The organism is Nostoc punctiforme PCC 73102, assembly GCF_000020025.1.
GTDB classification, from domain to species: Bacteria; Cyanobacteriota; Cyanobacteriia; order Cyanobacteriales; family Nostocaceae; genus Nostoc; species Nostoc punctiforme.
In genome coordinates this window covers 5,113,477-5,136,995 of the sequence record NC_010628.1, presented here as the reverse complement: position 1 = coordinate 5,136,995, position 23,519 = coordinate 5,113,477, and the positions used below count along the sequence as shown (strand labels likewise).

19 protein-coding genes and 1 other RNA gene are annotated in these 23,519 nt (G+C 39.2%); 11 read left to right on the top strand and 9 right to left on the bottom strand.

From position 1 onward, the window contains the following. Positions 1–596 precede the first annotated feature (596 nt). On the top strand, positions 597–1,304 hold the full coding sequence (locus tag NPUN_RS20640; protein WP_012410435.1) for a hypothetical protein: 708 nt from the start codon (positions 597–599) through the stop codon (positions 1,302–1,304). A gap of 8 nt (positions 1,305–1,312) precedes the next feature. Here the strand turns inward: NPUN_RS20640 and cobO are convergent, their stop codons facing one another. From cobO to NPUN_RS20625, 3 genes are all read right to left on the bottom strand, one after another. Beyond that, positions 1,313–1,990, bottom strand: a complete 678-nt coding sequence (gene cobO / locus NPUN_RS20635; RefSeq protein WP_012410434.1) for a cob(I)yrinic acid a,c-diamide adenosyltransferase — start codon at positions 1,988–1,990, stop codon at positions 1,313–1,315. Between the two features lie 336 nt (positions 1,991–2,326). Then, a complete protein-coding gene (locus NPUN_RS20630) occupies positions 2,327–2,779 on the bottom strand; it encodes a GFA family protein (RefSeq protein ID WP_012410433.1) in 453 nt (150 codons plus the stop codon). Between the two features lie 252 nt (positions 2,780–3,031). Continuing rightward, on the bottom strand, positions 3,032–4,282 hold the full coding sequence (locus tag NPUN_RS20625) for a plasmid pRiA4b ORF-3 family protein (RefSeq protein ID WP_012410432.1): 1,251 nt from the start codon (positions 4,280–4,282) through the stop codon (positions 3,032–3,034). A gap of 195 nt (positions 4,283–4,477) precedes the next feature. On the opposite strand from NPUN_RS20625, the gene NPUN_RS20620 reads away from it, so the two are divergent. The 3 genes from NPUN_RS20620 to NPUN_RS20610 all read left to right on the top strand — a co-directional run bounded on the left by NPUN_RS20620 (position 4,478) and on the right by NPUN_RS20610 (position 11,695). Further along, a complete protein-coding gene (locus NPUN_RS20620) occupies positions 4,478–5,014 on the top strand; it encodes a nucleotidyltransferase family protein (RefSeq protein WP_012410431.1) in 537 nt (178 codons plus the stop codon). A 172-nt stretch (positions 5,015–5,186) separates the two neighbouring features. After that, positions 5,187–10,610, top strand: coding sequence for a trifunctional serine/threonine-protein kinase/ATP-binding protein/sensor histidine kinase (locus NPUN_RS20615; RefSeq protein ID WP_012410430.1), 5,424 nt, complete (start codon positions 5,187–5,189; stop codon positions 10,608–10,610). Between the two features lie 422 nt (positions 10,611–11,032). Next, on the top strand, positions 11,033–11,695 hold the full coding sequence (locus NPUN_RS20610) for a nuclear transport factor 2 family protein (RefSeq protein ID WP_012410429.1): 663 nt from the start codon (positions 11,033–11,035) through the stop codon (positions 11,693–11,695). Positions 11,696–11,745: 50 nt separating this feature from the next. Here the strand turns inward: NPUN_RS20610 and NPUN_RS20605 are convergent, their stop codons facing one another. Then, the gene (locus tag NPUN_RS20605) at positions 11,746–12,189 is read right to left on the bottom strand and encodes a (2Fe-2S) ferredoxin domain-containing protein (RefSeq protein ID WP_012410428.1); all 444 of its coding nucleotides are present in this window, start codon (positions 12,187–12,189) and stop codon (positions 11,746–11,748) included. 90 nt (positions 12,190–12,279) lie between these two features. Further along, entirely contained in the window at positions 12,280–12,960 is a 681-nt protein-coding gene (locus NPUN_RS20600; protein ID WP_012410427.1) for a GntR family transcriptional regulator, read from the bottom strand. 93 nt (positions 12,961–13,053) lie between these two features. Between NPUN_RS20600 and NPUN_RS20595 the strand changes: the two genes are divergently transcribed. The 4 genes from NPUN_RS20595 to NPUN_RS20580 all read left to right on the top strand — a co-directional run bounded on the left by NPUN_RS20595 (position 13,054) and on the right by NPUN_RS20580 (position 16,876). Then, complete coding sequence (locus NPUN_RS20595; RefSeq protein ID WP_202947570.1) at positions 13,054–14,670, top strand: 2-isopropylmalate synthase; 1,617 nt, start codon at positions 13,054–13,056, stop codon at positions 14,668–14,670. Positions 14,671–14,926: 256 nt separating this feature from the next. Next, positions 14,927–15,364 carry a KTSC domain-containing protein gene (locus tag NPUN_RS20590; RefSeq protein ID WP_012410425.1) on the top strand — a complete coding sequence of 146 codons (438 nt, stop codon included), beginning with the start codon at positions 14,927–14,929 and terminating at the stop codon, positions 15,362–15,364. Positions 15,365–15,556: 192 nt separating this feature from the next. Further along, on the top strand, positions 15,557–16,045 hold the full coding sequence (locus NPUN_RS20585) for a molybdenum cofactor biosynthesis protein MoaE (RefSeq protein ID WP_012410424.1): 489 nt from the start codon (positions 15,557–15,559) through the stop codon (positions 16,043–16,045). 510 nt (positions 16,046–16,555) lie between these two features. Next, on the top strand, positions 16,556–16,876 hold the full coding sequence (locus NPUN_RS20580) for a hypothetical protein (RefSeq protein ID WP_012410423.1): 321 nt from the start codon (positions 16,556–16,558) through the stop codon (positions 16,874–16,876). A gap of 20 nt (positions 16,877–16,896) precedes the next feature. Here NPUN_RS20580 and NPUN_RS20575 read toward each other — a convergent pair whose 3' ends face one another. From NPUN_RS20575 to NPUN_RS20560, 4 genes are all read right to left on the bottom strand, one after another. Then, entirely contained in the window at positions 16,897–17,241 is a 345-nt protein-coding gene (locus NPUN_RS20575; RefSeq protein ID WP_012410422.1) for a DUF2103 domain-containing protein, read from the bottom strand. 5 nt (positions 17,242–17,246) lie between these two features. Continuing rightward, positions 17,247–17,573, bottom strand: coding sequence for an ATP-dependent Clp protease adapter ClpS (clpS, locus tag NPUN_RS20570; protein ID WP_012410421.1), 327 nt, complete (start codon positions 17,571–17,573; stop codon positions 17,247–17,249). A 129-nt stretch (positions 17,574–17,702) separates the two neighbouring features. Then, the gene (locus NPUN_RS20565) at positions 17,703–19,757 is read right to left on the bottom strand and encodes an FAD-dependent oxidoreductase (RefSeq protein WP_012410420.1); all 2,055 of its coding nucleotides are present in this window, start codon (positions 19,755–19,757) and stop codon (positions 17,703–17,705) included. Positions 19,758–20,191: 434 nt separating this feature from the next. Then, positions 20,192–20,515: a slr1957 family protein gene (locus tag NPUN_RS20560; protein WP_012410419.1), complete on the bottom strand. Its 324-nt coding sequence runs from the start codon at positions 20,513–20,515 to the stop codon at positions 20,192–20,194. A gap of 762 nt (positions 20,516–21,277) precedes the next feature. On the opposite strand from NPUN_RS20560, the gene NPUN_RS20555 reads away from it, so the two are divergent. The 3 genes from NPUN_RS20555 to ssrS all read left to right on the top strand — a co-directional run bounded on the left by NPUN_RS20555 (position 21,278) and on the right by ssrS (position 23,164). Then, complete coding sequence (locus NPUN_RS20555) at positions 21,278–21,769, top strand: pentapeptide repeat-containing protein (protein ID WP_041566323.1); 492 nt, start codon at positions 21,278–21,280, stop codon at positions 21,767–21,769. Further along, a complete protein-coding gene (locus NPUN_RS20550; RefSeq protein WP_012410417.1) occupies positions 21,766–22,920 on the top strand; it encodes a 5-(carboxyamino)imidazole ribonucleotide synthase in 1,155 nt (384 codons plus the stop codon). Before NPUN_RS20555 ends, NPUN_RS20550 begins: the two co-directional genes overlap by 4 nt. Positions 22,921–22,980: 60 nt before the next feature. Next, positions 22,981–23,164: non-coding RNA, 6S RNA (gene ssrS, locus NPUN_RS38355), on the top strand. The last annotated feature ends 355 nt before the right edge of the window (positions 23,165–23,519 follow it).

Below are 23,519 nucleotides of genomic sequence, written 5' to 3'. Positions count from 1 at the left end.
TGGAGCATGATGCGCCTCCTGAATTCAGGGGGCGATTTTTTTATGCTGATAGCCAGGAAAAATATTTTGATCTGAGGCTGTATTTCTACGGCGACAAATCCGAGAAAATACTAACAGTATTTTTATTTATTAAAAAGTAAAAAAACAAGGTAATACAAAACCCATGTTGATTGAAAGGATCTAATTTCTGATTAACTTCACCAAATGAGATGAATCTATTGGATAAAAAATAACTCAAACTATATTAAGTAATGTAAAGTTAATTAAATTGCTTTGTAGTAAAGGGTTTAGTCCTATTTTACAGGCTCAAGCCCTCTCTTCTCTACGAGAAGCTTGTCTGCGACACGCTCCGCGAACGCCAACGAGACGCTGCGCGAACACTAAAAACCTTTAATTGTTTACGCCGTTCTACTTCCCCTAACTGGTGGTAATCTAAGATTGTTGGGCTAGATTAAATAAAAACTTTAGTTTTTGACAGTTTTCTTTTTTGGACAATAGTAATATAAGTCGTTAACAAAGTCTTTCACAATTAAGACTTGGTTATAGTTTAAGTAAGTTCTAAAGAACTTAGTTGATTTTTTAACAGGAGAAGTAGGGTGCTTAACAACCTATATCAGTTCTTATCTCCCCGCCAGTGGGGAATTTCCCTAGCGGGCTTAGGCTTACTTCTCGGTTTGGGCTTTATAGGCAAGCAGACTCAAGTCGTACCGATTACAGATTCTTCATTATCATCGGCTCAGGTTCAGAAAACCAAAACCTCCGAAAACTCTCTTTTGTCGCAGTTAAGAAAAGTTAGAGAGCAAAGAAGTCAGTTGAGAGCATCTGCTGGAGAGAGAGGGATTTTTGTACATCAGAGCGGAAAAACACTCCCTACAACCACAGCGCTGGTTCCAGATTCTCAGGGAGCTACAAAAGGTGCAGAAGGTTTACCAAAAGTGAATTTTCCTGTCAAGGATGGGGTTTATCTCTATGGTCAATCGCCAAAATCAAACCAGCTTGGTCAAGGTTACATCATATTTCAAAAGCAGCAGGATAAGATAACTGGTGCATTGTATATGCCCCAATCAGAATTTAATTGTTTTCAAGGTACGCTCAACAAGTCAGGAGAGTTGGCAATGACGGTCAATAGTTCGTCAAATGAAGCCAGTACTCCTCGGTCAAATCAGGTAGCTGCAAACAGTCAACTACCTAAAGTCAGTGAAGATGAGTTCAGCAGTTATCCTTACTCAGTGGCTCTGCAAGACTTTTATCAATTAAATTCCATCACAGCTAGCGATCGCCGCACGTTGCAAATGTGCAAATAATCGTTAAGTTAATACTCAATTCCTGGTTGCGCTTTCACGCCTTGATCGCGGAAAGGGTGCTTAATTAAGGTCATTTCGGTTACGAGGTCAGCACGCTCAATTAAACCTGCTGGTGCGCCTCTGCCTGTGAGAATAACGTGCTTGTTAGCTGGTTTTTGCGCCAAACCCGCCAAAACGTCCTCTAATGGTAAGTAAGCCATTTTGAGGGCGATATTAATTTCGTCCAACAACACCAGATGAAAGTCTGGGTTGCGAATATATTCTAATGATTTTTCCCAGGCGGCACTAGCTTTGTCAAGATCGCGATCGCGGTCTTGAGTTTCCCAAGTGAAGCCTTCGCCCATTGCGTGAAATTCTATCTGGTCTTCCCAATAGCTGAAAACCCTTTTTTCTGAAGGTTCCCAGCTTCCCTTGATGAATTGGACGATCGCTACTTTATAGCCGTGACCTAGCGATCGTAACACCATCCCCAAAGCCGCAGTGGTTTTACCTTTACCATTACCAGTATTTACAATAATTAACCCTTTTTCTGGTACAGCTTCTGCTATGCGCTTGTCTTGTACTTCTTTGCGTCGCTGCATTTTTTTGCGGTACTGTTCATCAGTTAGAGATGAAGACATTACCTCATCAATTAAGCGCCCAATTTCTTGATCTTGGTTTAATTCTTGTGGTGTATCGTTTTTCATTAAGCTTGTCTAGAAATAACTGTTAAAAGTGTTGGCAATGAACCAAAATATTTTTACTTATCCAATTTCACTTAAATTACTTGATTGGAAATGTCCAGTAAGTTTTTATGTGAAATATTAATAATATGTTAGCTTTATTGATGATTTGCAGACAAGTGTAAATATATATGATACACAAACTGAACTTATAATTTGAGTTTACTATTACTGTTTTAAATAATTTAATATGTTCATTAAAGCATTTTAACAATAAAAATTTATTATTATCTCCTTTAGTAAAATCATGAGTTAGATGTTTTAAGTGTCAGGAGCTATGATGTCTAATATCAGAAGCATTTATGGATGTTGTTGTTTCCATTTTTCCCATAAAGGCTGCGTATCCTCTGGTTGCCCATCATAGTTGAGCAATTGATCTGAAATTATCACCCATGACTGGGCACTGCGTGTCCAAATATTACCTACTGGCTGTAACCAACTTGTATCATCTAAGGTTCCAGCTTTGACATTGATAGTATCGGTTTTATAAGTCCGTTCATGAAACAATCGCGTTCCGCAGTCGCCACAGAATAGGTTATTTACTTCACGTCCGTTATCATTTTTCCGAGTCCAAGCTTTCGGTTTTCCCTGAACAATTACAACAGAATCTCGTAGTACTGTAAGAGACATACCAAAAGCACTAGACGATTGTTTCTGACACTCCTTGCAGTGGCATAGATAAAGAGTTAAAGGTTGGGCATGAATTTCATAACGAATCTGTCTACATTGACAACCTCCAGTATATGGAATCACAAGTTTTATCTCCTGACATTTTTTGTTACTTTATTAGACGTTGCTGATTATGGTATGAAAACGATTGTGCTTTGTAGTGAAAATCCTTGTAGAGACGTAAAATTTTACGTCTCTACATCCAAAATTCATACCTCGATTCAGCAACGCCCTTTATTGTAACTAAAACTATCTCAATCTTAAAGCGGGTTTTAGTAGACACAAACAGAAGACTTCTGAACACAATTCTCTGTGCTTCCCTAAATCCTCTTCATCCTATTCATCATCCTCACTCCAATACTGTTGAGGTGCATTTCCGTGAACTTCTAAAATTTTTGGTTTTTTGATTTTGTTATCAGGTGGATTAATTGCTTCTAACTGCACATCAAATTTCCAGCTATCACCAAAATCATAAAGATAGGTCATTTTACCACCTGGTTCTAGAGACACATCACCAATCTGCACTTGGTCGGCAAATGGGGGTGTTTCCATATAGGCATGACCGATTTTTATGATGCGACCAAAATAGTCTTTATAACTAAACTCGTACAAGTGATCGTAATCAAAGTCAAAAGCATCAAGAATTGTCTCTGCTAGCCAGCTTAATGGTTTTTTGGCTGGTATGGCAATGCGTCGCCAAGCTTTAGAAATAGACACTTTAAAAATATAAATCCCGTCAGTAAAGCCTTGCTTGGAAACCAGTAAATTATGCTCCCATTCTGGAAAAAATGGTTGAAAATGTGACTGCAACTTTCCAAAAGTTACATTAACCTCATCCTGTAATTCTCCTCGTATACCTAGTGGAAATAGTAGTTGCAACATAGCATCTCCAAAAGGCAAGCGTTGTAAACTTGTAATGCGCCACCCTTTGCCTTCTGTTGGCTTGCCATGTTTAATAGATAACAATCCAAATAACTCTAACAGGGCAAAATTATGCAGACCAGGATAATAACTAATATCGTGTTGGTGTTCATATTTAGGGGATTTTAAACCTTTATCTGGGACGCGGGGCCAAAGTTGAATACATCTAAATAAATTCCCAAATGAATCTTGATGTTCACCTAAGATTTCATTATTTCCCCAAATCAACCAGGCTTCTAATAAATTGAAATAGCGTTCTGTTAAATTCAGGTTTGACCATGATTGCAAAGTTGCTGCGTCTAAAACTAAAATCTGCTTCTTCCCTTGGGATCTAATTTGGGCTATCCCAGAACTACGTAATAACAGGTATAGTCCATTAATGTAGGGGTATGATTTCTGTACGGGGCGCTTGAGTTTAATTTCAATTGGGTGACTTAAGCAAGAATTCAATTCTGATAGTACTTTCAGTGGTAGAAGATTATTAACACTACTAACTTCCACTCCATTCGGTTGTAATGAATCTATCAGAGTTTGAAAATCACGCAGAATTGTACCGGGTTGATTTTCATCAATACTGAGTTCTTGCAGAAGTGTTTGTTGTGACTCTGTTAGGGAAGGTAGTTCAGGATTGAGTGTGCGTTCTAGCCGCGCAAATAAATCTTCCATAAATAAAAATTATAAATTCTCAATTCACGATTTAACCTTCTGTGTAATCTTGTTCTGTTTATACTATGACTACCGAAATTATCCTAATAAACCTTAACTCTATAAGTGTCATAGTAGGTGTATCAAGACCGTAAGCTTAATGAGATGTGAATGATAATATTTTCACCTTCTAGTTGACAATGCCAGGAGTTTGATATGAATAGTAACACTCGTCTACAGATGATTTTAGCTGATACACCTATTGATACAGTATTACCTGCGATCGCTCAACTAAATCTACCTAACTGGTGGTTAGCCGGTGGTGCAGTCCGAAACACTGTTTGGTCTTCGATTTTTGGCAATGACTGTGGGTTAGGTATTAAAGATTTTGATATTGCATTCTTTGATATAGAAGGAAATCGTTCTCAAGAACTAGCAGCAAAGGCGACTCTCACAGAACAATTTCCTCATGACGAGTTTGATGTCAAAAATCAAGCCAGTTTTGCTCGTTGGCGGCTTGGTAGCAGACCTTACACTAGTACAGAAGATGCCATCACAGAGTGGCTGCACACTGCTACTGCTGTCGGAGTTCGACTAAATACACAAGGCCAATGGCAATTTTTCACTCCCTACGGATTAGATGACCTGTTTGATGGCATTATTCGACCTACGCCAGCACATACTCATAATGTAGATGCCCACAATAAGGCATCTGGATTCTTGCAGAAGTGTCCTAATCTACGTTTGGCGTAAAAGTTAGAGTAGCTTTTCCGTTACAAGGGAATAATCGCGTTTCAATTTATAACCCTTGAATACGGAATCACAATGTTAATAATTTTCTACCACTGGGAATAATTAAAGTAGAACCCCTTTTATGACAAGACGGGGGGTAGTACTAATTTTGTAAGTTTATAGGCAAAAATCAATGCCAAATCGTACTGGATACCCAATCAACTCAACTCTCCACGAAGGAATCCAAACAATTATTTATCAAACACAAATGCCAAAAACGCAACAGCGAGTTATCCTCAAGTTGCTTAAAAATGAATATCCTACCCTTGAAGCCTTTACTCGCCTGAAAAATGAGTATCAAATTCAGCAAGGTTTAGAACATCCCAACATAGTTAAAGCCATTAGTCTAGAAACCTTTGCTAATCGTGTGGGACTGTTGTTAGAAGACTTTGGTGGTCAATCTTTAGCCCAAATTCTTCAGACAGAAAAACTTGACTTAATTAACCATTTAAATATTGCTATTCAACTGACTAAAGCTCTAGATTATTTACATAAACACCAGATTATTCATAAAGATATCAAGCCTAGCAACATAATTGTTAACTCCCAGACAGGTATTGTTAAACTCACTGACTTTGGTATAGCCACCCGCCTCAATAAGGAAAATCCCCAATTTAATAATCCTAACTGCGTTGAAGGCACACTTGCCTACATGTCTCCTGAACAAACGGGGAGAATGAATCGTATTCTTGATTATCGCACTGACTTTTATTCTCTTGGCGTGACTTTATATGAAATGCTCACCGAGAAAACACCATTTTTTAGTCAAGATCCCTTAGAACTAGTTTATAGCCATATTGCTGTTCAACCGATAAATCCACAGTTATTAAATCCAACAATTCCTAACGCCATCTCAGAAATTGTGCTGAAGTTGATGGCGAAAAATGCTGAAGACAGATATCAAAGTACTACAGGATTATTAGCAGACTTAGAGTTATGTCTTAACCAGTTTAAATCTCAGGGTATAATTACTGATTTTGTTCCAGGTCGTTTAGATGTCTTAAGCCAGCTATTAATTCCTCAAAAATTATATGGTCGTGAAAGCCAAGTTAATGAACTGCTAGCTGCATTTGAACGCGTTACATCTGGAACTAGTGAGATGATGCTAGTTTCTGGTTATTCAGGTATTGGTAAATCAGTTTTAGTTAACGAAGTTAATAAACCCATTACTCGCAGACAAGGTTACTTTATTTCTGGTAAATTTGACCAATTAAAACGAAATATACCTTATGCTTCTTTAATTCAAGCTTTTGCTTATTTAATGCGGTATTTACTGACAGAGAATAATGAAAAAATAGAAAGCTGGCGTGAAAAAATATTATCAGCTTTAGGAACAAATGGTAAAGTTATTACTGACGTAATTCCAGAAGTAGAATTAATTATTGGTATACAGCCAGACGTTGCCCAAATTGGTGCAACAGAATCACAAAACCGCTTCAATCGAGTTTTTAAAGAATTTATCCAAGTTTTTACCCAAAAACAACACCCCTTAGTCATATTTTTAGATGATTTGCAATGGGCAGATTCAGCCACATTGAATCTAATTCAACTACTTGTAACTGATACTGACAGCAAACATCTATTATTCATTGGTGCATATAGAGATAATGAAGTTAATACAGCATATCCTTTAATTCAAATAATAGAAGAAATTAAGAATACTGGCACAGTTGTTAATAATATTATATTGCAACCTTTAAATTTAGAGAATGTGACTCAGCTAGTTGCAGAAACTTTACAAGAAGCAGATGTTAATCGTGATTCCGAATACAGCACTTTTAGCAATAGAACTATCCAACTAGCTGAATTAGTTTCTAATAAAACAGGTGGAAATCCATTTTTTCTCACACAACTTATTCAGGCACTTCATCAAGAAAAACTTTTGAAGTTTGACTTTATTAAGGCTCAATGGCAATGGAATTTAAAGGATATTCAAGCAATTGGAATTACCGACAAAAACGTAGTTGAGCTAGTTGCCAGTCGAGTTGAGAAACTACCAAAATCTACCCAAGATGTTTTAAAATTAGCAGCTTGTGTGGGTGACAGATTTAGTCTTGATGTTTTATCGATAGTCAATGAAAAATCAGCTTCTTTGACAGCCAATGATTTACACTCAGCTTTGCAAGCGGGATTAATTCTACCTTTAAGTGAAGCTTACCGTATTCCTTTAGTTTTTAATCAAGAAGAAGCGGTTAATTTAAATTTCGACACTTCACGAGTTGGTTACAAGTTCTTACATGATAGAGTACAACAAGCAGCATATTCGCTGATCCCAGAAGAACTCAAGAAATCTACTCACTTAAAAATTGGACAATTGCTTCTACAAAATATTCCAAAAGAGGAAATAGAAGCTAATATTTTTGATATAGTTAATCAGTTGAATGTAGGTATTGTTAACCTAATAGAACAATTTGATAAAACTGAATTGGCACGATTAAACTTAATTGCAGGCCGAAAAGCTAAAGCTTCTACAGCTTATGAAGCTGCGCTTAAGTACTTTACAAATGGGATAGAACTTTTAAGTATAGACGCTTGGCAAACTGAATATACCTTAACCATAGGACTATATGAAGGAGCCGCAGAAGCAGCCTATCTGGGCGGTAATTTTGAGCAGATGCAGCAATGGGCTGAGGTGGTGCAGCAAGAAGCCAAAATTCTTCTAGATAAAGTGAAAGTCTATGAAGTACAGATTATCGCTTCTATCATTCAAAGCAAACAACTGGAAGCCATTCAGATAGCAGTATCAATTCTAAAATTGTTAGGAATAAGTTTTCCAGATGAACCGACATCAACTGATATTCAGCAGGGGATGGATGAAATTGCTGTTTCTTTGAAAGGTAAAGCCATAGCAGATTTAATTAACTTACCATTAATGTCTGATCCTAACAAGATTGCAGCTATGAGAATCTTAATGGGAGTTCTTCCTGCGGCTTTTCAAACGGCTCCTGCAATGATGCCAATTATTGTCTGTAAAATGGTCAATTTGTCCTTAAACTATGGCAATACGGCTGTATCCGGGTATGGTTATAGTCTTTATGGCTTACTTCTTTGTGGAGTTCAAGGAGAAATTAATTCTGGCTATGAATTTGGTAAATTAGCTTCTAGTTTGGTGTCACAATTTAATGCTGAAGAACTCAAAGCTAAGATTCTGACGGTTGTTAGCGCTCATGTTATGCACTGGAAAGAGCATGTTAGGGAGACATTAACATCATCAATGTCTGGATATGCTAGTGGTCTAGAAACTGGAGATTTAGAATATGCTGGCTATTGTGGTTACATTTATCCCTATCATTCATTTTGGCTAGGTAAGGAACTTTGGGTTCTAGAAAAAGAACTGATAGCTTACTGTGATTCGCTGAAGAAAATCAAGCAACAAGTAGCTTTCACTTGGAACTCAGTATATTTGCAAACAGTCCTGAACTTGAAAGGAAGTTTTGAAAATGTAGACTGTTTAATTGGCCAAGCTTACGACGAGCAAAGTATGCTGCCAATTCATCAGCAAGTAAATGATCTTTACACAATTAATCATTTATTTGTCAATAAACTAATGCTCTCTTACATATTTGGGGAGTATTTTAAAGCTGTAGAAAATGCTGCGATCGCAGAAAAATCTTTAGGTGGTGTCACAGGGCTGTTTGTTGTTCCACTGTTCTATTTTTACGATTCTTTAGCACACTTGGCTATACATCATACTGCTAAAGAGTCGGAGAGGCAAGCTATTCTAGAAAAAGTCCAAGCTAACCAGCAAAAAATGGAACTCTGGGCTACTCACGCTCCCACGAATCACTTACATAGATTTTATCTCGTGGAGGCAGAACGGTATCGGATTTTGGGTCAAAAGCTCGAAGCAATGGACTACTATGAAAATTCTATTGCCAAATCTCAAGAGAATGGTTTTCTCCAAGAAGAAGCTTTAGGCTATGAGTTAGCAGGAAAATTTTATCAATCTCTAGGTAAAGAGTTAATTCATCAAACCTATATCACTAAAGCTTATTATGCCTATATTCGTTGGGGTGCGATCGCTAAAGTTAAATACTTAGAATCGAAGTATGCTTTTCTAGTAGGACAAACTACTACTGTAGAAATTACTACTTCCAAAATAGATACAATTCATCTCACCACTACCACAACTAGTAATAGTAGTAGTTTAAGCGATTTTTTAGACTTTAATACATTCATCAAGTTTTCGCAAGCGATTACCAATGAAATTGTTTTAGAGAATTTGTTGAGCAAGCTAATCAAAATTTTACTAGAAAATGCTGCGGCTCAAAAAGCAGTACTACTCCTACTTAAAGATAATCAACTATATATCGAAGCTTCTGGAAATGCTATCGACAATGTAGCAATAGTTTTACACTCTATTCCTGTTGAGACCTATCAAGATTTACCACTCTCTGTGATTAATTACGTTTTTCGCACCCAGCAATATCTTGTATTGAATGATGCAATAATTACAGAACCATTTAACCTTGATATTTATATTCAGGAATCTAAAATAAAATCAATCTTTTGCTTGCCCATAATTTACCAATCACAGCTTACAGGAATTATTTATTTAGAAAATCAGTTGTCATCAGGAGCTTTTGTTACAGAGAGAATAGAGGTATTAAAAGTCTTGGTTTCTCAAATGGCTATTGCCATACAAAATGCCCGCTTGTACACAAGAGAACAAGACAAATCTAGAGAATTAGAACAGTCAATCAAAGATTTACAAGAGGCACAATTACAACTTATTCAAAGTGAAAAAATGTCTTCTTTGGGAAATTTAGTTGCAGGCGTAGCACATGAAATCAACAATCCAGTTGGTTTTATTACAGGTAGTATCGCCCAAGCAAAAGATACTGTTCATGATTTAATAGACTATCTGCAACTATACCGAGAAAAGTTCCCGAATCCTGGTGCTGAGATTGAAGAAAAAGCCGAAGAAATAGATATAGATTTCCTGCTAAAAGATTTACCCAAAATGATTGATGGTATGACGGTAGGAACACAGCGCATTCGCAATATTAGTACTTCTCTCCGTACTTTTTCACGCGCCGATACTACCTCTAAAGTATTAGCTAATATCCATGAAGGTATTGATAGTACTTTGTTGATTTTACAGCATCGTTTGAAAGCCGATCATAACCGTCCAGCGATTCAAGTCATTAAGGAGTATGGAAATATTCCATTAGTGAAATGCTATTTAGGACAATTAAATCAGGTATTTATGAATATTATTGCAAATGCAATTGATGCTTTAGAAGAAGCAAATATCGGCCGTAGTTTTATGGAAGTTCAAGAAAACTATCCAAATATTATTACTATCTTAACCAAGATAGAAGAGAATAATAATCTGATAATTAAGATTCAAGATAATGCTAAAGGAATGTCAGAAGAAGTTAAAGCTTGTATCTTTGAAAATCTATTTACAACCAAATGCGTAGGAAAAGGTACGGGATTAGGATTATCTATTAGTCGCCAAATTATAATAGAAAATCATGGTGGAAGTTTGATTTGTGAATCAGTTTTGGGACAAGGAACAGGATTTATAATTTCTATTCCCGTTCTGGGATAATAATCTCTCATGATAGAGATAGATTAGCAAAGCTATAGCAACCGATACTCGAATTATTTGATAATTCGGGTATTTTGTTTGTCAGGAATAATTCATTACATCCTATTTTTAAAGCTTGCTAAAGTAAAGGTTATCTTGCTGTTAAAAACTATGCAACTGGTAACATCATTACTTAACCAAATCAATACAAAATTAGTCTAATTTGGCACTTAAAACTTTACGTAGTGCCTGCTATCATAATAACTAATTGTATACATCAAATCTTGTACTATCTTTCTCATTTACTAACTGATATAAAAATAAACTCTAACTAAATATGCAAGAACTTTAGTCTAGTTTTTATCAGCTAACATATCAGCCGTAAATTGAGTTTACAGGAAGTTATAAGATGCGAAAATTGTAAAAATTAAGGTGGTTATACTGTGGAAAAAAGAAGAGAAGGTGGGCGAATAGTTCCAAAGGCCATCTCGTTTTTGTTCAATCAGATTACATTGATTGTCCTTGCAGTTATTCTTGTGCTGTTTATTGGAGGTAGGTTTGAATTAGCAAGTGCAACTCAACCTAACGCAGAATTAGAAATTCAAAAACTAACATCCTGTTACGCACTGGGAACTGATGCTATTGGTAGAGGAAATCTCCTTGAGGGAAAAAATATTTATCGGGATTGTTTTACTCAAGATGCAGTCCTGACTGCCATTTTTCCTGATGGGACAACTCAAACAAATTATGGGACAGATGCTTGGGCAGATTTTGTCTATTCAGTATTCCAAGGAAATGGTTATACAGCTACCCAACATTTGATGGGTACGATCAACATTTCAATTGAGAATAATAAAGCAATGATGACCTCTTATCTCCATGCGACTCACAAGCGTTCGGAAACTAGCATTGATGTTGCCAATGGCACCTATGAAGATCAAGTTGTCAACATAAATGGGCGCTGGAAAATTCGTAAACGTACTCTCAAACTCATCGATTTCTTGAATCTTAGTTCACCGACAGTTAATTCCTCAAATGCTAATGCCCGAAGCAGTAATTCCTCAGCTACATTTGTAAGACCAAAAATGTCTGGTTTCAATAAATAATTTTTTACAGCGATAAGGCAAAAATAAAAAGTAAAAAGTACCTTTACTTTTTACTTTTTATTCTGTTTGATGTATGAGTAAAGAAGTTCGCGATCGCTCCGAGGATCTATAATTAAGCATGGACTATTACCGCCACTTCGATTACTTACAATAACGACAGTAATGCCAGATTTTGGACAAACTCCTAAACAACTGGTACTAACTACCCGAAATTCACCCCATAATCCATCAAATTTTAAACGAGATTTTAACCAATTCTCTAGGTCTTCGGAAGCTGTTGAGCTTTTGCTAGTTGGATGAAAACTATTTGAGCGCTCGTTTCCACATTGTGAACACACAAGCACCAAACCAGACTCCCATCGGGGAGGAACACTGGGAATAGAAGTTTCTAAAGGGCGAGAATTTATTAAGGGCAATGTCTGCTGAAAATTGGATGCAAACCTCTTGAAGATACGTTGCAGCAATCTTTTAATCCGTTGGATCAGTTTTTTCATGGTTGAACCTTAGTTCAAGGGAGGAAGAGGTTTGTTGAACAGAATAGTGGAAATTTCCCGTTTAGTCTGTTCTAGTAGATCATTAAATAATCAGCGTTTCTGAGCAATTTGCTGCAAGTATGCAATTAGCTGTTCTCCTGCGGTGTCAATGTGTCGTTTCAGTAACCTGACAGCAGTTTTTGTATCCTGCTTTTGACAAGCATCTAAGAGTTGATAGTGTTCTTTTTGCGATCGCTCTTGGTAATCCATCTGCGTTAATTGTACGCGAACATAGCGATCGCAATTAACGTGTAAAGTTTTAATCATCCCCAACAACCGGGGACGTTCAGCAGTGGCGTACAGCGTCGCATGAAATTCCCAGTTAAGTTTTGCTAACATACCTGCATCAGTTGCTTGATCTGTCGCTTCCAGAATCACAGCAGCTTTTTCTATATCCGTTTCCCTGAACTTGGGTATTGCTAATTGCATCGCTTTCACTTCCAAAGCGCTGCGAATTTCACAAATTTCTTGCGCCTCTTGTGCTGTCAACACCGATACGATCGCACCACGATTTAGATGCAGTGTCACCAATCCTTCTGCTTCTAGCTGCTTGAGCGCTTCACGCACGGGAATACGACTAACTCCAAACTGAGTGGCGATTTCATCCTGTCTTAGAGATTGTCCTTCCTGAAAAATGCCCCGCAGAATCGCTTCCCGCAAAGCATCGGCAATTAAATCTGGGGTACTGCGTTGTTGTTGCAGCACATTGGCTGCTAAGTCATTTAAGTTCATATTGGATATTGTATACAAAATTAAAAAATTGTATACAATATCCAAAGTAAGTTTTTAAACATCCCTTCAATACCACGGGAGACAGTTATGAGCATCACATCTCAACCAGACCGAGTTATCATCTTCGACACCACGCTACGGGATGGCGAACAGTCACCGGGCGCAACCCTCAATGTAGAAGAAAAGCTGGCGATCGCTCATCAACTAGCTCTCCTTGGTGTCGATGTGATTGAAGCAGGTTTTGCCGTTGCTAGTCCGGGAGATTTTCAAGCTGTTAAAACCATTGCTGAACAAGTTGGAATACCTGGTGGACCAATCATTTGCAGTTTAGCTAGAGCCATTCGCCAGGATATTCACGCCGCCGCCGAAGCCTTGAAGGGAGCGGCTCGTCCCAGAATCCACACGATGATTTCTACCTCTGATATTCACCTGAAATATCAGTTGAAAAAGTCTCGCAGCGAAGTATTAGCGATCGCATCAGAAATGGTTGCTTATGCTAAGTCGTTTGTAGACGATGTAGAATTTTCACCAATGGATGCCAGCCGCACTGAACCAGAGTTCCTGTATGAAGTTTTGGAGGCGGCGATCGCAGCAGGTGCAACTACAATCAACATTCCTGATACCGTTGGTTACTGCACACCCAAGGAAATCGGAACTCTAATTCAAGGAATTCGAGAACATGTTCCTAATATCGATGGGGTGATTCTTTCGATTCACACTCAAAATGATTTGGGTTTGGCGACAGCTAACGCTTTGGCAGCAATTGAATATGGTGTGCGTCAGGTGGAATGTACGATTAATGGTATTGGAGAACGGGCTGGAAATGCAGCATTAGAAGAGATTGTGATGGCGTTGCAAGTTCGCAAACCATTTTTCAATCCTTACTTTGGTCGTCCGGTTGATGCTGATACACCTCTGACTAATATTAAGACTCAGGAGATTTATAAAACCTCATCCTTGGTTTCCCAATTAACTGGGATGCTGATTCAGCCCAATAAGGCGATCGTGGGAGCAAACGCTTTCGCCCATGAGTCTGGTATTCACCAAGATGGGATTATCAAGCATCGCCAGACTTATGAAATTATGGAAGCTGCTGCGATCGGTTTGCCAGAAAATCGTATTGTTTTGGGCAAGCACTCTGGACGAAATGCTTTTCGTACCAGGCTCAAGGAATTGGGGTTTGAATTGAACGAGGCGGACTTGAATAAAGCCTTCAATCGATTCAAAGATGTCGCCGATAAGAAAAAAGAAATCTCAGATTGGGATTTAGAAGCGATCGTTCGAGATGAAACGCAGATTCAAGTAGAAAGTGGCTTCCAAATCGAACACGTTCAGGTAATTTGTGGTGACTGCACTTGCCCAACTGCAACCATTACAATTGTTACCCCCGATGGTAAAATCCTCACAGATGCGAGTGTAGGCACTGGCCCAGTGGATGCGGTGTATCAAGCAATCAATCGATTGGTGCAGATTCCCAATCAACTAATTGAATTTTCCGTCCAATCTGTGACTGGAGGGATTGATGCACTAGGAACAGTTACAGTTCGCTTGAAACATCAAGAGCGGATATTCTCTGGACAAGCATCTGATACTGATATCGTGGTAGCAGCAGCTTACGCCCATATCAACGCCTTGAATCGTCTTTATCGTTACTTGCAAACTGAGAAATCCGAGTTTCATGAGATAAACTCTGCTGTTGTCTCTGGGTAGATTCAAATGCATTGTTGAATACAGGTATGAATCATGTAGAGACGTAAAATTTTACGTCTCTACATGGTTTTGACTTGCACAACTAAGGTGACTCAAACACGCCCATTGCCCCAAGCTGAATCGTCAGTATTTCCACATCAGTGTTGGCATCACTTGACAGCAAAACGCTTTAATAGTATATTAGTACTACTAAAATACTTGCGTGTTGCATAAAACTTTAAACACCCGACTACGCCAACAAGAGAGTACAAAATAAATGAAGCTATCTAAAGTAGACTTGAGCAGTTTAGTCGCGATCGCTCACTCTGGTGGATATTTGCAGTTGTTGCTAGATCGAGGTGACGAACTAGAGTTTTTGGAAATTCCAGCGCCAGTACAAGCTTATGAAGGATTGCAAGAACTGAACGAGGCGATTGCCGAAACGACTGCACTACCTTTTGAAGAAGAACCAATTGTCATGCTACCAGTTGTCTCATCAATGGCGATCGCTGTAGGATACGATCGCAACGAACAAATTTTGCAAGTTGAGTTTCAAAGTGGATCTGTTTATCAGTACTTAGGCGTAGACGAGGATACCTGGGAAGATTTACATTCCTCTGACTCAGTTGGCAGCTTTTTCAATCAAGAGATTAAAGGTAGATATGACTGCGATCGCCTAGATAACGATGATAATACATTTCTTTACATACATTAAATTATTCTTGCCCACTTACTCATGAAAAGATAATTTTAACCCTTGATTAGTTTCATAATGGGTAATATAATTATCGATCTAAAAAATTCTCGTTTTGCTCAAAAGCATTAGCAAGAGCAACTAAACATACATCAGCAGTGCTTTGTTCAGGGAAAATAGAAAAAGCCCACACAATATTAACTTGACACAGTTATGACAACTACACTTACCTCTCGTGTTAAACCAAGAGATGAAGATAGTTTTACCATTAGCTTTGCACCATTGTCTCTCGAAGAGATTTACACTAAGTCTGACGATCCAGCTAACGGTGCCTTAGTTTTGATGAGTGGAATGGTTCGCAATCAAACCGACGGGAAACCAGTGGTTGCCTTGGAGTATCAAGCTTATGAACCAATGGCATTGCAGATATTTTATCAAATTGCTGCTGATATTCGTTTATCTACATCTGATGTAAATCGAGTAGCAATTCATCATCGCATCGGACGTTTACAAGTTGGAGAAATTAGCGTTTTAGTAGCAGTGGGTTGCCCTCATCGGAGTGAGGCGTTTGAAGCTTGCCAGTATGCTATTGATACCCTCAAGCACAATGCACCTATATGGAAGAAAGAACATTGGGAAGATGGTTCTAGTCGCTGGGTAAGTATTGGTGCTTGCGAACAGTTAGCAGAAAATTGTTCTTAGAGCAATTCTGTATGAAGATGGACGCAATAAACTCCCCGTAGTAACCCTTTCAAGGCGACTGCAAAAATCTCTTCTTTTTCTCTGTGTCGCGCCAGTGGCTCCCCAACGCACTGGCTTTTCTGTGCCTCTGTGGTTTAAAAGTGAATTTATTTAACTATTCCAGGCACAGATAACACAGAGATAAGAAGTTAGAAAAGGGATTTTAAGGGGAAAATTCGCTTTTTGCGGCGATCGCCAAGCAGCAAACTTAAGAAAATGTAGCAAGCGATCGCTTATTGAACTCCAGAATGGGTATTTTCTTGTTCAGCCATTCTTAATGCAATATCTAACAAATTGCTTGAAACTCCAATTAAACTCTTAAACAATATTTATATTTGCAAAACAACAATTTTTGTTGCATTTGTTTACAAAAAAAACATTCCTCTATTGAGGTTTGTAAATAATTTGTATTTCCCCAAGGAATATTCCTTTAGACTGATCTTTAACTGAATAATGTGGGAATAAACACAAATGCATTCGTTAAATATATTTTGTCACGAATTTGTAGTTGCTGTTTCCTTTGTAGCTTGCATTGTTGGACTGGTGTTACTGTGGGACAGTAAGCAACAAAAAAGTGACGTGGAAGAAACAGAAGTGATTCTGTTTAGAATGAGCTTTACTTATTGGCTAGTTTACTGTTTAGCTTTTGGCATAGAGAAAATGATTTTACCCGAATGGGAATCTGTAGTTATGACTTTGAAAATAACTACCGCTCTGTCATATTTCTTAACTTTTTCGTGCATTGTTAGTCTGCCACTACACAAATTTGCAGTCCACCGTGTTGAAGAATAGACATTGGGCATGGGGAACGATCAAGATTTCATTGCGATCGCTAATGCCGTTTCCAGTTCTGACTGCGCCAAAGGAGTTAAAATAAACACTTCTTGTACCGTCTTCCCCTGCCGTGCGATTACTTTATAGCCACCGCGAATCGGTACCGAGACACGCAGTTGCATTTTTGGACAATGACCTCTTGCCCGCCCAATCACTCCTGGCGTTACCGTTTGGATACCATCCTGCTGACAAAGACGTTCTAAAATTGGGATAAGACCAGAAAGGTGTGTCGAGTGATTCCAAACCAGTCTGGCAGCTTTTTGTGTTCGCGTAGCGTCTCGTAGAGAAGCCGCCCGGAGGGAATCTGCGGTGGGTTTGCCCATAATAATTAAGCTGCTTCTAGAGGTGCCATTGTCAAACCTGCTCGGCGCAGCTGCTGGTGATAAAGTTCCGCAGGTTCTTGAGGTCCGACCCAAACGATCGCTTGACCTTCATAGTGTACCTGATTAGTCAGATCCCACGCGCGATCGCCACTCATTCCCGGAATATATTTCATCAAACATTCAGCCACATGTTGGAATGTATTAAAATCATCATTTAATACAATCACTTTGTAATTCGGATAAGTCTTACGGGTAACTTGACTAGACCGTTCAGGAGTTATAGTTGGTGCTGTGGTCATCCCGTAAACATCTGCTGAAAGGTTCCTAACCATAGAACAATTGGTCAATAAGATTTTACAAAACTACAAGTAACTAGTTTAGTCCATTGTCACTTGTCCATTGTCATTTGTCCTTTGTCCTTTGTTTTAACAAATGACCAATGACAAATGACCAATAACTATCTACCGCCAATTATCCCAGTTTTCGTTAAAAATGGATGTATCGGGGAAAGCGGTGGGGTTGCCATTTTGTTGCAAAAGCCGTTTGAGAGCTTCGAGTTGTGGCTCTTGTTTGGGTAAATCATCGACTAGTTGGTAGGGTGCGATCGCATTTTTGATGGCAAAACTAGCAACAGTTCCTGCAGCTGCGCCAGACGACCATTCAAAGGAATGGACTCGATAGGCAGCAGCAGCAATATGACTAGTAGCAATGCTTTTGCCACCTACCAGCAAATTATCAATTTTCTGAGGAATCATAGCCCTCAGAGCAATTTGGAAGGGATAAGCTTGGCCAGCACCACGCCTTTCACCTGGACGTTCTGTGTTACCAGGGGCTTCTGGGGGACTATTCACCATACAAGGATGGAAGTCTATAGCGTAGTGACCAATACCCACAGCATCGGGGAAGATGGTAGAACGAGTCCGTCGCATTGCTTTGTCTGGTGGGACTTTACCTTCAATTACTGATATTGCTTCCAAACCTGCAACTGCTGCTCGTAGCCTCCGATACATATCTTCTGGCAGAGTCTTGGAGTAATACTGATCGTTGTAATCTCGGCGAGAAATATCAATTTCCCAAATACCAAAGCCACCAGATTGTCCCCAACTGGGGCGGCCAATGATGCGCCGTGCCTCGCGCATATAGGGATATTTCGATAAGCCATGCACTGTTCCCATTGGCGAATTTAAACCCGAAACAAAGCGGTTATTGCTTTGCTGCTGCTTAACACCCTCCCCCAGTTTGGAATCTGTAGTCCCAGCTACTAACCAGTAATAGAAAGAGAGGGCATTTTCCTCAGCTTTGCGGAGGGTTTCTGTCCTCAATCCTCCCATCCAGCCACCTGGGTTTAACTGTCCAGTACTTTGTAACTGTTGGCGACTGTAAATTAGGTTATCTTGGGCTGTTCCAGGGCGGTAATCGTTACCCCAAGTCCAGTTTTGCATGGAGATGTCCCCTAGTGTAGGAGCGGTAAAACTTACACCTCCGAATTTTGCTGGTTTCCCTTTGGTTGGACTCCAAATGCGACGATAAGTGAAAACTAAATCAAAGTTAGCCAGTCGGGTTAATTCATAGCTAAAATATGGTGCATATTGTAAATAGAAGGGGGGCATTGCCTGGGGTTGCGGTTCCTTAGTTGCCTCCATTGCAAAGGTGTAGGTAAATCCTTGAGGGCAATAAGGGTCGTTATTGGTGCTAGAAGCAGAAGGTTCTAGGTAAGAACGGGCATCAATACCTAATCGGTAGGGAACATCAGCAAGGGCAATAATTTCTCCAGTTTCGCTCGCGTCTACGACGTACCATTTAGGAGCATCCCCTTTCGCTTCCTTGGGGAGAAAACGGAGAATAGTTTTAGTAAATCGAGATGAGTTTTCGTAACTATAAGAATCTTCAATACTTTGAGATAAAGTAAAAGTGTTGAGAGGTGGTGCGCCTTTTGGTGGTTGATGTTGGATAGCGATCGCACTATTAATTATTTTGCCATCAGCAGCAATTTCCAAATCCTTAATTACTGTGTTGGGAAACCATTGCAACTTCCCTTTACCCTGCTTTTCGGCATCTTTGAGCATATCGGTCAAAATGGCGTGAGCATCGCGGGGAAGAAAGCAGGATTCACTTACCCAACAGTCACCGGGGTTAAGTTTACCGTATTTACGCCCAATGCGGTTTCGCAATTCCAGGTAGCCACGAGAATAGAATTTTAGGGCACGCTGAGTTGGGCGTTCGTCTAACGCAGATGTCCCTTGAGAAGAAATTTGTCCTCCCAGCCAGTCAGTAATTTCCGTGAGGCAAACCGTTCGTCCTGCTAGCAAACCTTCGTAAGCTGTGGCGACACCAGATAGTCCACCACCCACAACTAAAATCTCGCAGTTCACACTTTTATCTGGGGTTCTCGGTAATGTAGCGATCGCCTTTGGCGTTGGCGCAGCCATCGCGGGATCAAATGCAGCTAAGGTAGATATTAAATTGAAACCGATCAGCGATATTAAGCTATAAGCTACTTTGTGTCTGTGCTTCATGGTTAAAAAACCGCTCCAAATCCTGTGTCACCTTGTAGAAGGTAGCATCCAGGAAATGATCATCACAAGTTTATCAGAGTAAATATATTTAAATACAAGTTTTATACCTAAAATACTGTGTATGTAGGCTAGATTTACCCTGAAGTTATTAAAGCTGAGTTAAAGTGATGATTGCTGAGTACTTTTTTCCTCATCTATGACACAACGGCAGACACAACTATAGGACTCATATTTGAATTCTGAAAACTTCAGTACAACTCACAGAGGCTCCTTAACTGTTGCCTCTTGCCTCCTAATACGGTTCGGTTAAGACCAAAAAATAAAAATGTATAGCTGAAACTGTGCTGATTATGATCTATTTTTCTTTAATTAAAAACTGCTCTTGCTAAAAGTAGACAAGAGCAGTTTTTAATCGCAAAGCCCAAAACAAGAATTTAGGCATCTTCAAGTTCAAATTGAGCCACCGTAACGGCGTTAAAAGCGAATGCCAAAACTAATGGCATCGGCGACTGAAACCAAAAGGTAAAAAGAACAGCTATGATTGTGCCAATCACTGCGGACATCGACCACAATCTTTCTTCAAAGGTCAATCCCTTCTCAGCTTTAATCCCTCTGAGAACATTAACTGGGATTGGTTCTGGCATTACCCCACCCGGAGGGAAAGCCCAGAAGTTGTTACGTCGCTCAACAAATAAATCTGTCCAGCCATTTTCTTGGCACCATGCCTCAATCCATTGAAGTGAGTAATGATTCATCATCGGGTTTGGGAGTTCGGTTTGTGGAAGTTGTGTACTCGGTGAATGTAAACTCTTAGAGATTCCTGAAGAACTAACTAATCGCTATAAAATTAACGCTAATTATCCAATTTTTAAGCTTTGTTAAGCACTGGGAACGCTTATAATTACGCTCAAACCTTGCTTTCACTAATTAAAAGATTAGCAGTTGATGGGGGCTGTTTAATTTAAAAGACAATAAACTTTACTTGGAAAGTTGTAAGTCAAGAATTGTAAATAAGTTGGTGAGTATTACTGCTTAATAAAACTCTTTATATCCTGAAATTTAAATCTAAAAATGAATAATTGTGAACAAATCAACAAGTGTTAGGCATCATCTGTTGTAGATATTGTTTTATCCAGCAAAAATATTCCTTTAGAGTTAGAGATTTTAAATTCTCTCATCATTAAGAGTGATATTATGCTCCCCTTCTATGTTTTGCGAAAGCTTGCTTGATGTGACAAGTAATTTATACTCAATCATTGCGATCGCTATTTCGTAATTATCATCCTGCTTTAGTGCGAACGCTCGTAGATTGCCTTTCTCTACCCAAAGTCGCAGGCATAATTTTGCTCAAAGTGAGAAGCTTATGCCCTTTTTGCGTTACAAAATATTAAGCAAGGGAAATACACATCCCCCAAATCCAGTAGCAAGGCTGCGAGTCTCAATTAGAATTAGCCAGTCTTGCTAATATTCAAATGCGGTAAGCTTAAATGCAGCGATTAGACACCAAATTGACTCTCGATATGTTTTGGCGGCAAGGGTTGGCGTTCCTTCTTGCAATTATTATCTGGTGCGTGGCTGATCCCGTGCTGGCAGTAGACTGGACTCATCCACTGTCATTTAGTAATGCAGAGTTGTCAAGACGTGATTTTTCTGGTGACAGTTTGCAAGCTGCGGAGTTTTCTAACGCCAATATGGAACTGGCTAACTTTTCAAACGCTGATTTGCGGGGAGCAGTTATGAGTGCTTCGGTGATGACAAAAGCAAATCTCCACGGAGCAGATTTAACGAATGCAATGGTCGATCAGGTAAACTTGACTAAGGCCGATTTGAGTGATGCAATTTTCAAAGAAGCTCTTTTGCTCCGTGCCATATTTAATGATGTGAATATAGACGGTGCAGATTTTACAGATGCAATTTTGGATCGGGCACAAATCAAAGAACTGTGTAGAAAAGCCAGTGGTGTGAATTCCAAAACAGGTGTGCAAACTCGTGAATCTCTAGGATGTCAATGAAACGTGTTGGTGTAATTGGTGGTGGACAACTTGCCTGGATGATGGCGGATGCAGCACAGAAGCTAGGAGTAGAATTAGTAGTACAAACTCCTAGCGAACACGACCCGGCCGTGTCAATCGCTCAGGAAACTGTCTTCGCACCAGTTGATGACGCAAGTGCTACAGAAATATTAGCTCAAAAATGCGATGTCATCACCTTTGAAAATGAATTTGTTAATCTACAAGCTTTATCTCTTTTAGCACAGCAAGGCGTTTGTTTCCGTCCCAGCTTAGAAGCTTTAGCTCCACTTTTAGATAAATATCATCAGCGTTGCTATTTACGCGATTTGAGCTTACCAGTTCCTCAGTTTTTCGCCCTTGACGAGGTGGAAAATCTCCAATCAAAAATAGAATATCTAGGTTTTCCAGCAGTCCTCAAAGCCCGCCGCCACGGTTATGATGGTCAGGGTACTTTCATAATTCCAGATTTTGGTACTTTAGAGCAAAAGCTAAGTTATGGAACTATAACAAAACCTTTAAATGAATCATTTTTCTTGTTAGAAGAATTTGTCCCTTTTGAAAGAGAACTAGCAATAATTGCAGCGCGTTCTGTGGAGGGAGAAATTGTAACTTACCCAGTAGTGGAAACCCAACAAGAACAACAAGTCTGTCGGCGGGTAATTGCGCCTGCTGATATTACACCCAATCAAGTAGCAGAAATAGAAGCGATCGCACATACTCTATTAAATAGCCTAAAAGTAGTCGGAATTTTTGGAATTGAGCTATTTCTCAGCGCTGATGGCAAAGTGCTGGTAAATGAAATTGCGCCTCGTACCCACAATTCTGGGCATTTTTCTATTGACGCTTGTGAAACTTCTCAATTTGAACAGCACCTCAGAGCAGTTTGTGGTTTACCTTTAGGGAATCCAGCTTTGCAGTGCGCTGGCGCTGTAATGGTCAACCTACTGGGGTATGAAAATTCTCACAGCGACTACCAAAGCCAGCGTCAACAAATAGCGGAGATTCCCCAGGCGCACCTTCACTGGTATGGGAAGACAGAATCACGTCCTGGGCGGAAGTTAGGGCATGTTACCGTTTTACTGGATAATCAGAATAGAGAATCGGCAAATGCCATCGCCCACACCATAGAATCTATCTGGTATCCCAGGTAAATTAAGCAGAAACTTTAGATGTTGAACACACAACATCTTTTGAAAAGCTATAATGAGTGAGTTGCACTACGACGTTGGTGACTGCCATCAAGTTTTTTGATCTATGCCTTTAATGACAAGGGAGTCAACTGTTCTCGTGGCAGTATACCGGGCATGTACCCGGAAACTTTAAACGAGGAATTTAGGTTCCCACCTGGATAAACCCAGGTCATAAACTTAGGTAAAACGGCGTCGCGGTGAACTTAAAATTATTAGCTCCCAAAATCAGTTAGAATTTGGGAGCTTTAATTATTTAAATGATTATTACTTGTAGTAAAAACCAGAAATCCTAAACTAACGTGATTCATGTTTAGTTGAGTACTTATTAAACTTGAATAATTCCACTCCGCTTGTAGAGATGTATAACGTATAACTGTTACGTCTCTACATTCATTTTTGGAGATATATTTTTAACATCTCTTGCCAGGCCGTTCAATGCAATTGGTTATCGATTCCTTTCACATCATGAAATTAATTCCTTCTACCATCTCAAAATGAGTGAACTGATAGTAAATATTGCCATGTTTTTGGGAAAACTAAATAGTGAAGTCTCAAGAATT

Coding starts and splice junctions, on each gene's coding strand:
- cobO (WP_012410434.1), bottom strand. CDS start 1,990: ATGAAAAACGATACACCACAAGAATTAAACCAAGATCAAGAAATTGGG.
- NPUN_RS20625 (WP_012410432.1), bottom strand. CDS start 4,282: ATGGAAGATTTATTTGCGCGGCTAGAACGCACACTCAATCCTGAACTA.
- NPUN_RS20620 (WP_012410431.1), top strand. CDS start 4,478: ATGAATAGTAACACTCGTCTACAGATGATTTTAGCTGATACACCTATT.
- NPUN_RS20615 (WP_012410430.1), top strand. CDS start 5,187: ATGCCAAATCGTACTGGATACCCAATCAACTCAACTCTCCACGAAGGA.
- NPUN_RS20605 (WP_012410428.1), bottom strand. CDS start 12,189: ATGAAAAAACTGATCCAACGGATTAAAAGATTGCTGCAACGTATCTTC.
- NPUN_RS20600 (WP_012410427.1), bottom strand. CDS start 12,960: ATGAACTTAAATGACTTAGCAGCCAATGTGCTGCAACAACAACGCAGT.
- NPUN_RS20590 (WP_012410425.1), top strand. CDS start 14,927: ATGAAGCTATCTAAAGTAGACTTGAGCAGTTTAGTCGCGATCGCTCAC.
- NPUN_RS20585 (WP_012410424.1), top strand. CDS start 15,557: ATGACAACTACACTTACCTCTCGTGTTAAACCAAGAGATGAAGATAGT.
- NPUN_RS20580 (WP_012410423.1), top strand. CDS start 16,556: ATGCATTCGTTAAATATATTTTGTCACGAATTTGTAGTTGCTGTTTCC.
- NPUN_RS20575 (WP_012410422.1), bottom strand. CDS start 17,241: ATGGGCAAACCCACCGCAGATTCCCTCCGGGCGGCTTCTCTACGAGAC.
- clpS (WP_012410421.1), bottom strand. CDS start 17,573: ATGGTTAGGAACCTTTCAGCAGATGTTTACGGGATGACCACAGCACCA.
- NPUN_RS20565 (WP_012410420.1), bottom strand. CDS start 19,757: ATGAAGCACAGACACAAAGTAGCTTATAGCTTAATATCGCTGATCGGT.
- NPUN_RS20560 (WP_012410419.1), bottom strand. CDS start 20,515: ATGATGAATCATTACTCACTTCAATGGATTGAGGCATGGTGCCAAGAA.
- NPUN_RS20555 (WP_041566323.1), top strand. CDS start 21,278: ATGTTTTGGCGGCAAGGGTTGGCGTTCCTTCTTGCAATTATTATCTGG.
- NPUN_RS20550 (WP_012410417.1), top strand. CDS start 21,766: ATGAAACGTGTTGGTGTAATTGGTGGTGGACAACTTGCCTGGATGATG.